Here is a 12,446-nt window from a genome sequence, read left to right as displayed (position 1 = left end):
TTTCAAAACATCCGGTTTCGGCTGGTCAACCGACAACGCCGAGCGGGTATCCGACGATCCGCAGTGGGCTCTCCATCTCGCCGGACCGGTCTCACAGCGCCTCTCTCGGGTCCTGATTTGGGAGCACCAGCAGTCGCCGCGAATACGGGACATACTGACGCGAACCTGAACCAGCCGTCGTGACCGGTTTGTAAAAAGACGACTTCGCTGTGGCTACGCTGACCCGGAGAACGCTGCGGGCGAGACCTCGCGGACGAAAACGACGCCATCCATCAGTTCGTAGGGAGGTACTGGAATCCCCATCGCACCTTTTTGGGGTGCCTTCGGGGCCGTCACCTGCATCTTCGATGTATTCGCGACCGAGCGGTCGATCGAGTCCCGCTCCCGTACGTCTTCGAAATCAAGGAAAAACTGTGGGTGTGACGCCTCCGCCAGCGTCGCTTCCAGCGTCTCGGCGACTGGGCCACCGAGGTCGAACGTCTCGAACTCGGTTCTCTCGTGGTTTGCCGGCACTGCGAACGAACCCGACCCGAACAGCAGTCCGAGCGAGTAGTAGTCCGAGCCAAACCGTTCTGTCAGGTGCTGCCCCATTCGCGCTCCGTTCTCCGATGCGTCCCCGACATTTCTCATCGTGTGGTTGGCGTTCCCCATCACGATGGCGCGCTCCGAACCCGTCCACTCACGGAGCCACGCGACGTTGTCGGCCATCGCTGCGTCTCGGATCGTTTTACCCTGTGTGTACTCCTCGGCAGCGAGTTTCTCCACGAACCGTAGCCCTCGCTCCAGCGTCCAGACGTGGCGCTGCATAAGCCGGAACTCGGTCTCCGAACGCTGCTCCACGTAGCGACTCTCGTGGGTCCGCAGCCGCTCTTCGAGATCCTCGATCAGTGCCACCTGGGAATCGGTCGCGACCGCGGAGGGATCGGTCGCCTGAAACCGCGTCGTCAACGGTTCGAGCGAGTCCTCGATCTCCGCCAGATACTCCGGGTCCACGCTATCGAGGTACGACCGGATAGCCCTCGCGTTGATGTGATAGAACTGGGCATCGTACCCCCGCACGACAGCCTGGTCCGCACTGGGTCGCCCGTCGTTGAACTCCCGTAGCCACTGGAACAGCCGGCGAATCTCGTCGGTCTGCCAGAAGTAGAATTCGAGTGACGACAGCGCCGCGTCGAGGTCACCTTCCCCGCCAGTGACGTACGCGTTCACGGGAGCGAAGTCCCCGAGTGTCCCTTCTATCGCCACCAGACGGTAGCCGTGGTCGCCGACCAGTCGCTGAACGAGTTGTCGAGGGATCGCTTTGAATTCCTTCACCCCGTGTGAACTCTCTCCGATCCCGACGATAGGCGTCTCAGCGAGTCGGGTGGCGATGTCGTCGAGCCCACTGGACGAGGATCTCAGTTCGAACGGAACTGCCTGGCTATCGATAGCCTTGACGAGGTCATTTGTCTCTGTTGCTCCGCCATCGGTCGTATTCGCGCCTGTTGTGCTCCCATCAGTGGTCTCCATCGCTGATTCCGTTGTTTCAACGGTGCTCCCGGAACAACCCGCTAGCGCACTGGTAGTGACTGCGCCGGCCACCGTGACGAACTCGCGACGTGAGATGTCTGTCGTTGGTTTCATCGCACTTTCTCAGGACGTCCGGTTCAAAACACCGGAGAATAAAGTCACGAGCAGTTTTCCAATCCTTGCAAACGATCCGACGTATCGACAACTTTATGATCAAATTGACATCAAAATTAAAATCATCCTGTGACGAACACAGCGACAAGAGCAGGGAGCAGCACCCCTCTCTGAGTCTGAGGCTCTTTATGCAACGGACTCACGGGAAGACGTCACAGATCCGCTCTACGGCTTCGGTGGCGGCCCGTCGTAGGCGTCCATGTCCTGATAGAAGTTCAGCATCGCGAACTTGAGTTTCTCGGGGCCGATGTCGACCATCTCGCGGCGCTCCTCGGGCGGAAAAGTTCCGCGAACGGCGTAGTCGTGCATCTCCATCTCGGCGGCTTCGGTGTAGCGCTTGTCCAGCAGGATGCGCGCGCCGAAGTCGTCCGGCGAGCGGACCACGCGACCGAGGGCCTGTCTGGTCTTGCGGACGGTCGGAATTTCGACGGCGTAGCGCCAGCCGGCATCGTCCTCGCCATCGCCGAAGGTCGTGTCGTAGGCGTCCTGCACGGCGTCCATCCGGTCGTCGAGGTGCGGGTAGGGAACGCCGACGACCACGACCGTCCGGGCGTCGTCGCCGTCGTAGCTCACCCCTTCGCCAAGCGTCCCCCACAGCGAGGTGTACAGAACTCCGTCGTCGCCGTCGGTAAAGGCCTCGCGGAGGTCACGCGCCTGGGTTCCCGGTTCGTCCAGATACCGCGTCGCGCTGACGGCGGTCATGTCGTGGTAGCGCTCGGCCTCGCTGTAGGAGGGACAGAAGACGAGCGTATTGCCGGGCGTGAAGCGAACGATGTCTTCGAGCGTGCGGGCGATGCGTTGCTGGGTCTGGGGGTCGTCCCGTTCGCTGGAGAACAGCGCGGGGCCGTCGACGGCGTAGGTTCGGCGGCGCTCCTCGGGGAACTGCGCGCCGTAGGCCATCGTTACCGGGTCCTCGACGCCGACCACGTTCTCGGTCACGTCGAACGGCCGGAGCGTGGCGCTCATCAGCACCGCCGCGTGCAGGTCCTCGAACAGGTCGCGGGTGACTTCCTCGGGGATGCAGGTGTACAGCTCCGCGCGGCCGTACACGTCGTCGGTCGACTCGTCGCGGCGGACGCTGACCACGGGATACTGGCCGGTGTCGTCCGATTCGTCGAGCCAGTCGGAAATGAAGCCGGCGGCCTGCAGGGTCTGACACTCCTTTCTGGTGTCCAGATCGCCCTCTTTGAACGCCTTCTGGTAGCGGGCGTCGAGGTCCCGGCCGAGTTCCAGCGCGCGGTCCAGTTCCTCGTGGAAGCCGGGGCCGGTGTACCCCTGGAGGAAGGCAAGCGTCAGGTCGTCCTTCCGGTCGTCGTTGGCGATGGTGATGTCGTCCCAGTGCTCGTCGACGGCCGCACGGCCACCGAACTCGAAGGAGTCCTCGTAGGCCTCGACGAGCGCGTCCCGGAACGTCTCGATGACGTTGGCCGCGGCGTCCGTTCGGGCGTCCTCCTCGCTGTCGAGTTCCTCCAGCGCCTGATCGAGCGTGTTCTCGGTGAGCGTCCGCCGGGCGTGGTCGCGGGCGGCGGACTCGACGTTGTGGGCCTCGTCGAAGACGGCGATGATGTCCTCGGGGTCGCGGCCGATCCAGTTGAAGAACTGCTCGCGGATGGTCGGGTCCAGCAGGTGGTGGTAGTTACACACCACGAGGTCGACGCCGTCCATCCCCTCCTTCAGCAGTTCGTAGCCACACAGCCCCTGCTGGTGAGCGTACTCGTACACGTCGTCGGGCGTCCGCACGTCGTCGAACAGCCACGCGTAGAACTCGCTGGTGTCGACGGTCAGGTTCCGGTAGTAGTGGTCGCAGGTCGACCGCTCGGTTTCGATTTCCTCACGCTCGTCCTGCAGATCCCGGAGTTCCTCGACCACGGCGTTCCGAGCCTCCATCGCCTCGCTGCTGCCCGCCTGGCCGTCCGAGAGCAGTTCCCCCTCGCGCTGTTCGAGTTCGGCGATGTCGCTCTCGACTTCGACCAGGTCACGGGTCGTATCCCGCAGCGCCTGGCACTCCTCGTAGTCCACGTCGATGTGACACATCGACCCTTTCCCCCGGAAGACAACCGCTCGCAGTCGCTCCTGGGCGGTAATCGCTCTGGCGTCCTCGACGAACTGACGCATCTGCTGGTGGACGTTCGTCGTGATGACGACGGTCTTGCCCGTCTCACGGGCGTGTTCCAGCGCGGGGACCAGTGAGGCGAGCGTCTTGCCGGTCCCACACGCCCCTTCGAACAGCACATCCCGGCCCTCGTCGAGGGCATCGTATATCGTTCCCATCGCCTCCTGCTGATGGTCGTACGGCTCCTCGAAGGGGAAAAACCGCATGTAGCCGTCGTCCGTCGTTGCCACGTACTCTCGATTGGCCGTTCACCGGCAAAAGGGTTCGGCCCACAGCTACTTGCCGCGAGCGCCCTTCCTGAAACGTATGTGGCGTGTCACGCTCACTGTCGCCATCGCGCTTCTCGCGGGCTGTTCCGGGCTCTTTTCGGCCGGGTCGACAGCGGACGGCGGCGACCCGGTGACGCCAGCGCCCGTCCCCACTAGCTCGCCGGACGCGACAGTGACAGTCCCGACTAGCAACGGAACCGTCGACGTGGACCGACTACTGGACCGTCACCAGCAGGTGCTTTCGACCCGGAGCTTCCACCGCCATGTCGAACAGGCGGGGCCACAGAACACGCTCGACGTCTGGGTAGACCGTGAGCGAGAGGTCCAGCGCGTCAGACGGCGGTTCGGTCCGATATCTGATGACGTGGTCCTCGCCAACGGGACGGTGTACACCAACGTCCGAGACGATCCCGATACGCCGTACGCCACCACGCCCGCGACACCGAACACGTCGCTGGTCACCTCGACAGCCGGGACTAATCTGCTCCGACAACTCCTGTCGAATACCGAGTACCGGCAGGTGGATTCCTTCCAGTGGAACGGACGGCCGGTCGCTGTTCTGGCCGCGACGGAGACGGTCGAGACGCCGATTGGCGAGAACGAGTCCGAAATCGGGCGGTCGCGGCTGTACGTCGACCGACAGGGGGTAATCAGATACGTCGAACACACCGAACGTCGACCGGACCGGCCGGACATCGATACGACAGTGACGGTCACGACCGACACCGAGCGCGTCCCGATTCCGTGGTGGCTCGAAGACAGCGACCCCTACGACTCCGGCTCGATGTAGACTTTCCTGATGTCGCCGTTAGTGTCCTGCATCGCTGATTCGAGGGTCGTTATCTCGTCGTCCATCAACTCAGTATCGAGTGCCGGGTCGAACTGTAGGTCCGCGAAGACGATGACCTCGTTCGGCCCGAAGTAGACCGTCCGGAAGCCGATGATCCCCGTCACGTTCTCGTTCTGCATGATGACGTCACGGAGTCGCTGTTCCTCGTCCGTCGGGAGGCTTTCCCCCAACAGGAGGCGCTTGTTCTCCCAGGCCAGGGCCAGGGCGAAGCCCATCAGCATAATCCCGATGAGCAGCGCGGAGATCCGGTCGAAAAACGGGTTGCCGGTCTGCTGTTCGAGGAACAGGCCGACCAGCGCGATGACGATACCTGCCAGCGCGATGGTGTCCTCAGTGAGCGCGGTCAGCGTCGTCACGTCGCTGGTCTTGCGGAACGCCTCGCGGTAGCCCGACCAGTCGTTCCGGTCGATCTGGCGTTTCATTTCGGCGCGGGCCTTTATCAGCGCGTACGTCTCGAAGACGAACGCACCGAGGAGGACGGTGTAGTTGACCCACAGCGGGTCCAGCCATGCCGGCGGCTGGAAGGAGAAAAACAGGAACTCAACCGCCTCGCCGGCGTGTCCACCGCCGCCGTGCCCGCCGGCGGTCAGTTGGTTGTAGCCGTGTTTCGCGCTCTCCCAGCCGGCGATGCCGAACAGGAACACGGAGACGAGAAAACTGTAGAAGAACTGCGCCTTGCCGTAGCCAAAGGGGTGGCGACGGTCCCGCTCCCGCTCGCTGAACCGAATCCCGATGAGCAAGAATACCTGATTTCCGGTGTCTGAGATGCTGTGGTACGTCTCCGACAGCATCGCGGCACTCCCAGTAAGGAGGAAGCCGAAGAACTTCAAAATCGCAATCGCGCCGTTGGCTATCAGTGCGGCGATGACGACTGATTTGCTCCCTGCCATTATTTTTCCGTCACATCCATCACGCAAAATGCTTCTGGATTTATACCTGGCTCCGTTACCGGCGGTATGCTCACTGTCATCTCAGATACACACGGGACGGACGACCATCGACTGTCAGGTCGGACGCTCGATGCTGTCCGCGAGGCTGACCATGTTCTCCACGCGGGCGATTTCATGACCGAGCGGGTCCTCGACGCTATCGACGCCGAATGCGACGAACTGACCGGCGTCGTCGGGAACAACGATAGACCGGCGGTCCGCGCCCGCCTCCCCGACGTTGCGACCGTCTCCTGGGAGGGGCTGACCATCGTCGTTGTCCACGGCCACGAGCACACCGAAACCGCCCTCGGGATGCTGGCTCGGCAGGAAAACGCCGATGTCGTCGTCGTCGGTCACTCGCACAAACCCGTACTGACTGATTTCGGCGGCTGGACGCTGGTCAATCCTGGCAGTTACGCGGACCCGCGGCGCTATCAGCCGGCCCACGCGGAACTGGATGTGATGGCCGGTGACGTTCGCGTCCGTCTCCGCTCCCCGGATGGCACGCCGATATCGACGACTATCGTCGAACGGTGAGACAGTTACAGCGGGAGCAAGGCGAAAGCCCACCCCTTCAGGGGTGTGGATGAAGCCGACAACCCGGCAGCTTCGCCTGTAGCCTCACACGGTAACTTTCCGTCAAAAGCTCGCGCCACAGTGAACCGAATCAGCGGCTACTGGCGCATGTACCACAGCGCCGCCATGCCTGCGATGACGAACGCACCGCCGGCGAAGAACGCCAGTCCCGGCGGAATCACAGCAGCGGCGGCTTCAGCGCCGCCCTGTGCGGCGGTGTCGAGCGCGCCCGCAGTGGCCTCGAAGCCGCCGTCCGTCACGGTTGCGTTCTCGGCGTAGAGACTCGGATTCCGGGGGTCAGTGTCCGCACTCCCGGAGGACACTGTCGGGCCACCGAACAGCGACCCAAGCCCGTTCCCGAACACCTGCTGGACCAGCAGGCTGGCGAAGCCGATGATCGCGAGCCCGCCGATAATGTTCGCTAGCGCCGCCCGCAGCCCCGACGTCTCCTGTTCGTCGCCGGCACAGATAACGAGCGGCTGGTTGGCCGGCGCGAACACGTCCATCTCGCGTCCCTTCTCGGAGTAGGCCGTATCGACGACCTCGACCGCACCGGCGTTTTTGAGTTTTTTCAGGTGATACTGTGCGTTCTGTAGCGACGTATCCACCCGGTCGGCCAGCTCCGACGGCGGTGCTGGCTCCTTGTTTAGCTCTGACAGTAAGTTGCGCGCTGTCTCTGCCGAGAGTGCCGACAGCACGTCGTCCGCATCATCACTGTCGACACCGATTACTCGGGGTTCGGCGTCCGGGGTCGCCGGGTCCCGAGAGGGCAGCAACGACATGACTATCTGTATGTTCTATGGGATTATGAGTCTTTGCCAAAGCACAGTGATCGTTGTAGCTATCGGTCAAACCCGTATTTTACCCTCCGATATCGACCGGTAGACGCCCGAAGGCGGGTCTCCCGAAAGGACTTTGATGTCGGCTCGACAACCGCCGGTATGGCTGACCTGCTCACCTACGCACTCCTCGCTGCTGTGCTCCTGTTTTTCTTCTTTATGTATCTGATGCTCCGGCGGACCTTCCAGGGATTCAAAGAGGGGTTCCAGCAGAGCAAGAAGAAGTAGCCGGGAGGGTAACGATTAGGGGCCGTCGGTGGTGCCTATCTGTATGGACCCACGTATTCGCGAACACGCGGAAGTCATCGTCGACCACTCTATCGACCTGAGCGAAGGCGACAACCTCGTTATCGACGCCCACCCGCAGGCTTCGGACCTCGTCACCGCGCTACACGAGTTCGCCGCCGACCGCGGCGCGAACCCGCTTGTCGTGCAGGACCGTCTCGGCGAGCGGTTCCGGCGCGCCTACCTCCGCAACCGGGACGAGTTCGAGACACCGAGCCACATCGAGGCGCTGTACGAGGAGATGGACGCGTACATCGCTATCAAGGGCAGCGACAACGTCACCGAGACCAGCGACGTTGACCCCGAAACGACAGCCGCCTACCAGCAGTCCCAGCAGCCACTCTTGAACGAGCGGCTCTCGAAGACCTGGTGTCTCACGCAGTACCCCGCGCCCGCGAACGCCCAGCTCGCCCAGACCTCCACAGAGGGGTACGAGAACTTCGTCTGGGACGCCGTCCTCAAAGACTGGGACGCCGTTCGCGAGCACCAGGCACAGATGGTCGAGATACTCGACCCCGCCGAGGAAGTCCGCATCGTCTCGGGGGAGACGACGGACGTGACGATGTCTGTCGCCGGCAACGAGACGCTCAACGACTACGGCGAGAAGAACCTGCCCGGCGGTGAGGTGTTCACTGCGCCAGTCTCCGACAGCGTCGAGGGCGAGGTGCTGTTCGACAAGCCGCTGTACCACCAGGGCCGAGAAGTGACCGACGTATTCCTCCGCTTCGAGGACGGCGAAGTCGTCGAGCACAGCGCCGCCAAGAACGAGGCCCTCCTGACAGAGGTGCTGTCGACTGATGACGGTGCGAGCCGACTCGGCGAACTGGGTATCGGAATGAACCGGGATATCGACCAGTTCTCCTACAACATGCTGTTCGATGAAAAGATGGGCGACACCGTTCATATGGCGGTAGGGCGAGCCTACGACGAGACGGTTGGCGAGGACAACGAGCAAAACGAATCGGCCGTCCACGTCGACATGATCGTCGACATGAGCGAGGACTCGTTCATCGAAGTCGACGGCGAAGTCGTCCAGCGGAACGGGACGTTCGTCTTCGAAGACGGGTTCGAGGACTGAGTACCGACCGCGAACAGAGTGAGCGGTCGGCCTTTTCATCGACGTTTTTCAAGGAGCGGTCGCCAGCGGCGACCCGACGCCGAAAAAGGTCGGTGCAAGTCGTCCAGCGGAACGGGACGTTCGTCTTCGAAGACGGGTTCGAGGACTAACGGCTGGGTAGGGTCCTCGTCGGAGAGCCGCTGACCGCTCAGTCGTCTCCTGTTGACTCTACTTCTGTCTGGTTCTTGATCGCTGCATCGAACACGTCGGTCTCACCGTCGATGCTACCGAGCTCTTCGTCGACAGTGAACGCTTCGAGCAGCTGCCCGAGATCAGTGGCGCGCTCGGAGAGCTGTGTGACGGAGGATTCGACGCTATCGACGGCCGTGACTTGCTCGGTCGCCGCGTCGGCGACGGCTGCCGCTTCGGTCGCTGTGGCGTCGCTGATATCGCCGACTCCCTCGACCATCGAGACGACTTCCTGCGTGGACGCCGCCTGTTCGTCGGTCGCCCTGTCGATCTCCCGCATTCCGGTGGTCGCGTCCTCGATGTCGTCGACGATGCCGTCGAACGCCGCCAGCGCCTCGCCGACGGTCTCGGCCCCGGTGGCGACCTTCGACTGAGTGGTGTGCATCTCGTCGACGGTGCGTTCGACCTGTTCGCGCATCTCGCCGATGGCGGTCTCGATGTCGTCGGTCGCGGCGACCGTCTCGTCTGCGAGAGCCTTCACCTCGTCGGCGACAACGGCGAACCCGTCGCCCTCACCGCTGGTCCCGGCACGGGCGGCTTCGATGTTTGCGTTCAGTGCGAGCATTGTCGTCTGGTCCGCGATGTCCGCGATGAGGTCGGTTACGGCTTCGACCTCACTCATCAGCGCGTCGAGTTCCTCGACCTGAACGACGGTCTCTCCGGTCGAGATCTCGATTTCGTCGAGGGCCGTCGCTGCACGCTGGGCCGCCGCGCGCCCGTCTTGCGACCGGTCGAGCGCCTCGTCGGCGCGGTCCCTGACGGTGTCGGCGGCGGTCGATACCTCTTCGACGGTGGCAGAGAGGTCTTCCAGCTCCGCCAGAACGGTATCGAGCTTCGCCGACTGGGCCTCCGCGCCGTCGGCCATCTCCGTCGCCGAGTCCTTGACACCGGTGCTGCGGTCGTGGACCGCGGCGACGTTCTCGGAGACAGTCCCGCTGGCGGCCTGGACCGACTCACTGAATGTCCGGACCTCGCGCATGGTGTCCTCCCACTCGTCGAGCATCGCGTTGTACGTCGTCGCGATGTGGGTCATCGACTCGTTGTCCGCGTCTGTCGCCATCCGCGCCGTCAGATCGCCGTCGGCGCAGGCGTCCATGACGTCACCGTAGGCCGCGGCGCGGTCCTGCAGTTGCTCACTGAGTTCCAGCGCGTCCTCGCGAGCCGATTCGGCTTCCCGCTTGGCCGATTCCGCCTCGCTCCTCGCTGACTCGGCGCTTTCCCTGGCCCGTTCGGCGTCGGCAATCTGCTCCCGCAGGGACCGACGCATCTCGTCGAACGCGTCGAACAGGCGGCCGATCTCGTCGTCGCGGGCCGTGTCGAGCGTCACGTCGAGGTCGCCTGTTTTCATCCTGTCGGCCGTTTCGGCGAGGTCCGCGAGAGTCGTCGCCGACCGCTTCCCCATGCCGATGGTCACGCCCCCGAGGACGACCAGCGCGGACGCGAGCGTCAGGAGGAGGCTGGTCCCGATTTGGTTCCGCATGGCGTAGGCGCTCGACGCCGGTACCTGGGTCACGACAGTCCAGCGGACGCTATCGAGGTTCGCGTAGCCGTACACCGTTCCCGAGGACTGCTCGAACCCGTCCCCGTCGCCGCTCGCAAACGCCGTGGCCGTTGCCGAGGGGACGCTCTGGCCGACGACTGCTGACCCGTCCGGTCCGAGAATTGTCGTCTCACCGTCGGTCATCGATCCGCGGAACTCCTCGGTCCGGGCGGAGAGGTTCGCTTCGACGACGACGACGTGTTCGGTGTTTCGCGGGGGCGAACTGACGAACGCGAGAACGTTGTCGTTGGTCACCGGCGACTTGTAGGGCTCTTCCGGCACAACGACGGCCCCCGACGTGTCGGTTTCGCTGTCGACCCCCGCCATCTCCGAGCCCCACGGTACACCCAACTCGGCGAGTGTCTGCCCGCGGATCCCGTTCGCGGTGCTTGCCTCCACCGTCCCGTCCGACGCCTGTACGTAATGCACGGCGACGAACTCGGAGGTAAGGTCACTCGACTCCAGCAGGAGATAGTCCTTGATGACGCCCGGCTGTCCGTTCTGGAACTCCTTGACCGACGAGAGCGTTCGGGTCTGCCGGCGGAAACCGTCGACCCAGTTGTCGAGACCGTCCGCCTGTAACTCGGCGGTCGAGACGACCTGTGACTCGACACGGCGGTCGAGCGTTCGCGTGGTGTCGACGTAGAACGCCGCTCCGATGCCACCGGCGACCAGTACTGCCACTAGCACGGCCGCGAGAAACTTCCTGACGAATCGTTTCCGGATAGCATCCGGGACGAACCGTGAAACCCGGAACCGGGACGGACGAAAGCGTTGGCTCACCATTCGTCCGCCGGTTTCTAATTATTATACAAAAAGCTGCCACATATATAGAATTACTGACTGAGGCATATACGAACATATTGGCCAGAGAACGGCATTTTCAGGCGATCTGATGGACGATATACTCATCCCATTTTTGAGACCTGTCCGTGAATATATCATCTGCTATGCGTCGGGTATCACCTCTGATACTGATCTGGTAGACGCCCGACAGTGTGGGTACACCTATGATGACGCATCCCGCCACCGAACCAGAAACTTATGCCGGCAGGTATGGTAGCTCCTGTATGAGTGAACAGCGGTCCCTCCTCGTTCGGGCGGTGTGGTTTCTGCTCGTCGGCTGGTGGGTGACGGGCATCTGGCTCTCGGTCGCGTGGCTACTGAACGTCACGATCATCGGCATCCCGCTGGGCATCAAGATGATAAACAGGGTACCGCTCGTGCTGACGCTCAAGCGGCGCGACCGACTCGTCACAGAGACCGACGGTGGCTCGCAACACTCGCTGCTCGTCCGCGCCGTCTGGTTCGTCTTCGTCGGCTGGTGGGCCAGCGGCGTCTGGACCGGCGTCGCGTACGCGCTGTCGGTGACGATCATCGGCCTCCCGCTGGCGATCTGGATGTACAACAAGCTCCCGTTCGTCGTTTCGCTGTACCAGTACTGACGGTCAGTCCAGATACGGCTTCTCGATGTCCGTCTCGACGGGGATGAGGGCGTTTATGCGACTGGTAATTCCGTCGAACAACGTGATAAGCGGGGAGAGCACGCGCTCGACGATCCGGACCGGCGATGCGACGGTCAGGGCCCATTCTTGCGCGTTGCCGAGGCCGAACGCCTTCGGCACGATCTCGCCGAAAATCAGGATGAGGAAACTGGTGACGACCGTGGTCGCGACGACCGCCGGCCCTGGGGAGAGATAGCTCGCGACGAGAACGGTGATGATGCTCGAAATCGCGATGTTGACGATGTTGTTGCCGACCAGCAGTGTCACCAGCAGGCGGTGTGGGTTGTCGTACAGCTCTTCCAGCACCTGGGCCTGTCGGTCGCCCGTCGCCGCCTGCTGTGCTATCCAGTCCTTCTGTAGCGAGAACACTGCGATCTCCGAGCTCGAAAAGAACGCGCTCAACCCGAGGAGCAAGACCACGGCGAGTCCGCCACCGACTGCCACGATAGGGCCACTCATACCCTGTCTTCAGCGAGGCGGGGCAAGAAGGCGTCGACGCGGCCTGACGGCCCGCGAGCCGACGGATGCGGCGAAGGATACTCGACGCTTCA

General features: G+C 63.0%; 11 protein-coding genes. 5 read left to right on the top strand and 6 right to left on the bottom strand.

Annotation, left to right across the window (positions count from 1 at the left end; all coding sequences use genetic code 11):
- Positions 1 to 213 precede the first annotated feature (213 nt).
- Entirely contained in the window at positions 214 to 1,623 is a 1,410-nt protein-coding gene (locus C442_RS01110) for an erythromycin esterase family protein (protein WP_049942754.1), read from the bottom strand.
- A gap of 225 nt (positions 1,624 to 1,848) precedes the next feature.
- Complete coding sequence (locus tag C442_RS01105; RefSeq protein WP_008307180.1) at positions 1,849 to 4,026, bottom strand: ATP-dependent DNA helicase; 2,178 nt, start codon at positions 4,024 to 4,026, stop codon at positions 1,849 to 1,851.
- A 76-nt stretch (positions 4,027 to 4,102) separates the two neighbouring features.
- Here C442_RS01105 and C442_RS01100 point away from each other — a divergent pair, with 76 nt between their 5' ends.
- Positions 4,103 to 4,855 (top strand): hypothetical protein, encoded by a 753-nt coding sequence (locus tag C442_RS01100; RefSeq protein WP_008307179.1) that lies wholly within the window; start codon positions 4,103 to 4,105, stop codon positions 4,853 to 4,855.
- On the opposite strand, the gene C442_RS01095 is transcribed toward C442_RS01100, so the two are convergent.
- Positions 4,834 to 5,805 carry a cation diffusion facilitator family transporter gene (locus C442_RS01095; RefSeq protein WP_008307178.1) on the bottom strand — a complete coding sequence of 324 codons (972 nt, stop codon included), beginning with the start codon at positions 5,803 to 5,805 and terminating at the stop codon, positions 4,834 to 4,836. The two genes, C442_RS01100 and C442_RS01095, sit on opposite strands and share 22 nt — an antisense overlap.
- Positions 5,806 to 5,871: 66 nt before the next feature.
- Here C442_RS01095 and C442_RS01090 point away from each other — a divergent pair, with 66 nt between their 5' ends.
- Positions 5,872 to 6,381, top strand: coding sequence for a metallophosphoesterase (locus C442_RS01090; RefSeq protein ID WP_008307177.1), 510 nt, complete (start codon positions 5,872 to 5,874; stop codon positions 6,379 to 6,381).
- Positions 6,382 to 6,518: 137 nt separating this feature from the next.
- On the opposite strand, the gene C442_RS01085 is transcribed toward C442_RS01090, so the two are convergent.
- A complete protein-coding gene (locus C442_RS01085; protein ID WP_008307176.1) occupies positions 6,519 to 7,202 on the bottom strand; it encodes an ArsR/SmtB family transcription factor in 684 nt (227 codons plus the stop codon).
- A gap of 159 nt (positions 7,203 to 7,361) precedes the next feature.
- Here C442_RS01085 and C442_RS22795 point away from each other — a divergent pair, with 159 nt between their 5' ends.
- Both C442_RS22795 and C442_RS01080 read left to right on the top strand, forming a co-directional pair.
- A complete protein-coding gene (locus C442_RS22795) occupies positions 7,362 to 7,487 on the top strand; it encodes a DUF7859 family protein (RefSeq protein WP_004959992.1) in 126 nt (41 codons plus the stop codon).
- A gap of 43 nt (positions 7,488 to 7,530) precedes the next feature.
- Positions 7,531 to 8,622, top strand: coding sequence for an aminopeptidase (locus C442_RS01080; RefSeq protein WP_008307175.1), 1,092 nt, complete (start codon positions 7,531 to 7,533; stop codon positions 8,620 to 8,622).
- 187 nt (positions 8,623 to 8,809) lie between these two features.
- Here the strand turns inward: C442_RS01080 and C442_RS01075 are convergent, their stop codons facing one another.
- A complete protein-coding gene (locus C442_RS01075; protein WP_008307174.1) occupies positions 8,810 to 11,176 on the bottom strand; it encodes a methyl-accepting chemotaxis protein in 2,367 nt (788 codons plus the stop codon).
- A 284-nt stretch (positions 11,177 to 11,460) separates the two neighbouring features.
- On the opposite strand from C442_RS01075, the gene C442_RS01070 reads away from it, so the two are divergent.
- Entirely contained in the window at positions 11,461 to 11,835 is a 375-nt protein-coding gene (locus C442_RS01070; protein WP_008307173.1) for a YccF domain-containing protein, read from the top strand.
- Positions 11,836 to 11,838: 3 nt separating this feature from the next.
- Here the strand turns inward: C442_RS01070 and C442_RS01065 are convergent, their stop codons facing one another.
- On the bottom strand, positions 11,839 to 12,354 hold the full coding sequence (locus tag C442_RS01065; protein WP_008307172.1) for a CNNM domain-containing protein: 516 nt from the start codon (positions 12,352 to 12,354) through the stop codon (positions 11,839 to 11,841).
- Positions 12,355 to 12,446 lie beyond the last annotated feature (92 nt).

The sequence above is a fragment of the Haloarcula amylolytica JCM 13557 genome (assembly GCF_000336615.1).
Taxonomy (GTDB): domain Archaea; phylum Halobacteriota; class Halobacteria; order Halobacteriales; family Haloarculaceae; genus Haloarcula; species Haloarcula amylolytica.
The sequence above is the reverse complement of the archived record's forward strand: the minus strand, read 5'-3'. Positions and strand labels throughout refer to the sequence as shown.

Bases quoted from the DNA above. Each gene is read 5' to 3' on its own strand.
- C442_RS01080 (WP_008307175.1), top strand. From the start codon at position 7,531: ATGGACCCACGTATTCGCGAACACGCGGAAGTCATCGTCGACCACTCT.
- C442_RS01070 (WP_008307173.1), top strand. From the start codon at position 11,461: ATGAGTGAACAGCGGTCCCTCCTCGTTCGGGCGGTGTGGTTTCTGCTC.
- C442_RS01085 (WP_008307176.1), bottom strand. From the start codon at position 7,202: ATGTCGTTGCTGCCCTCTCGGGACCCGGCGACCCCGGACGCCGAACCC.
- C442_RS01065 (WP_008307172.1), bottom strand. From the start codon at position 12,354: ATGAGTGGCCCTATCGTGGCAGTCGGTGGCGGACTCGCCGTGGTCTTG.
- C442_RS22795 (WP_004959992.1), top strand. From the start codon at position 7,362: ATGGCTGACCTGCTCACCTACGCACTCCTCGCTGCTGTGCTCCTGTTT.
- C442_RS01090 (WP_008307177.1), top strand. From the start codon at position 5,872: ATGCTCACTGTCATCTCAGATACACACGGGACGGACGACCATCGACTG.
- C442_RS01095 (WP_008307178.1), bottom strand. From the start codon at position 5,805: ATGGCAGGGAGCAAATCAGTCGTCATCGCCGCACTGATAGCCAACGGC.
- C442_RS01100 (WP_008307179.1), top strand. From the start codon at position 4,103: ATGTGGCGTGTCACGCTCACTGTCGCCATCGCGCTTCTCGCGGGCTGT.
- C442_RS01075 (WP_008307174.1), bottom strand. From the start codon at position 11,176: ATGGTGAGCCAACGCTTTCGTCCGTCCCGGTTCCGGGTTTCACGGTTC.
- C442_RS01110 (WP_049942754.1), bottom strand. From the start codon at position 1,623: ATGAAACCAACGACAGACATCTCACGTCGCGAGTTCGTCACGGTGGCC.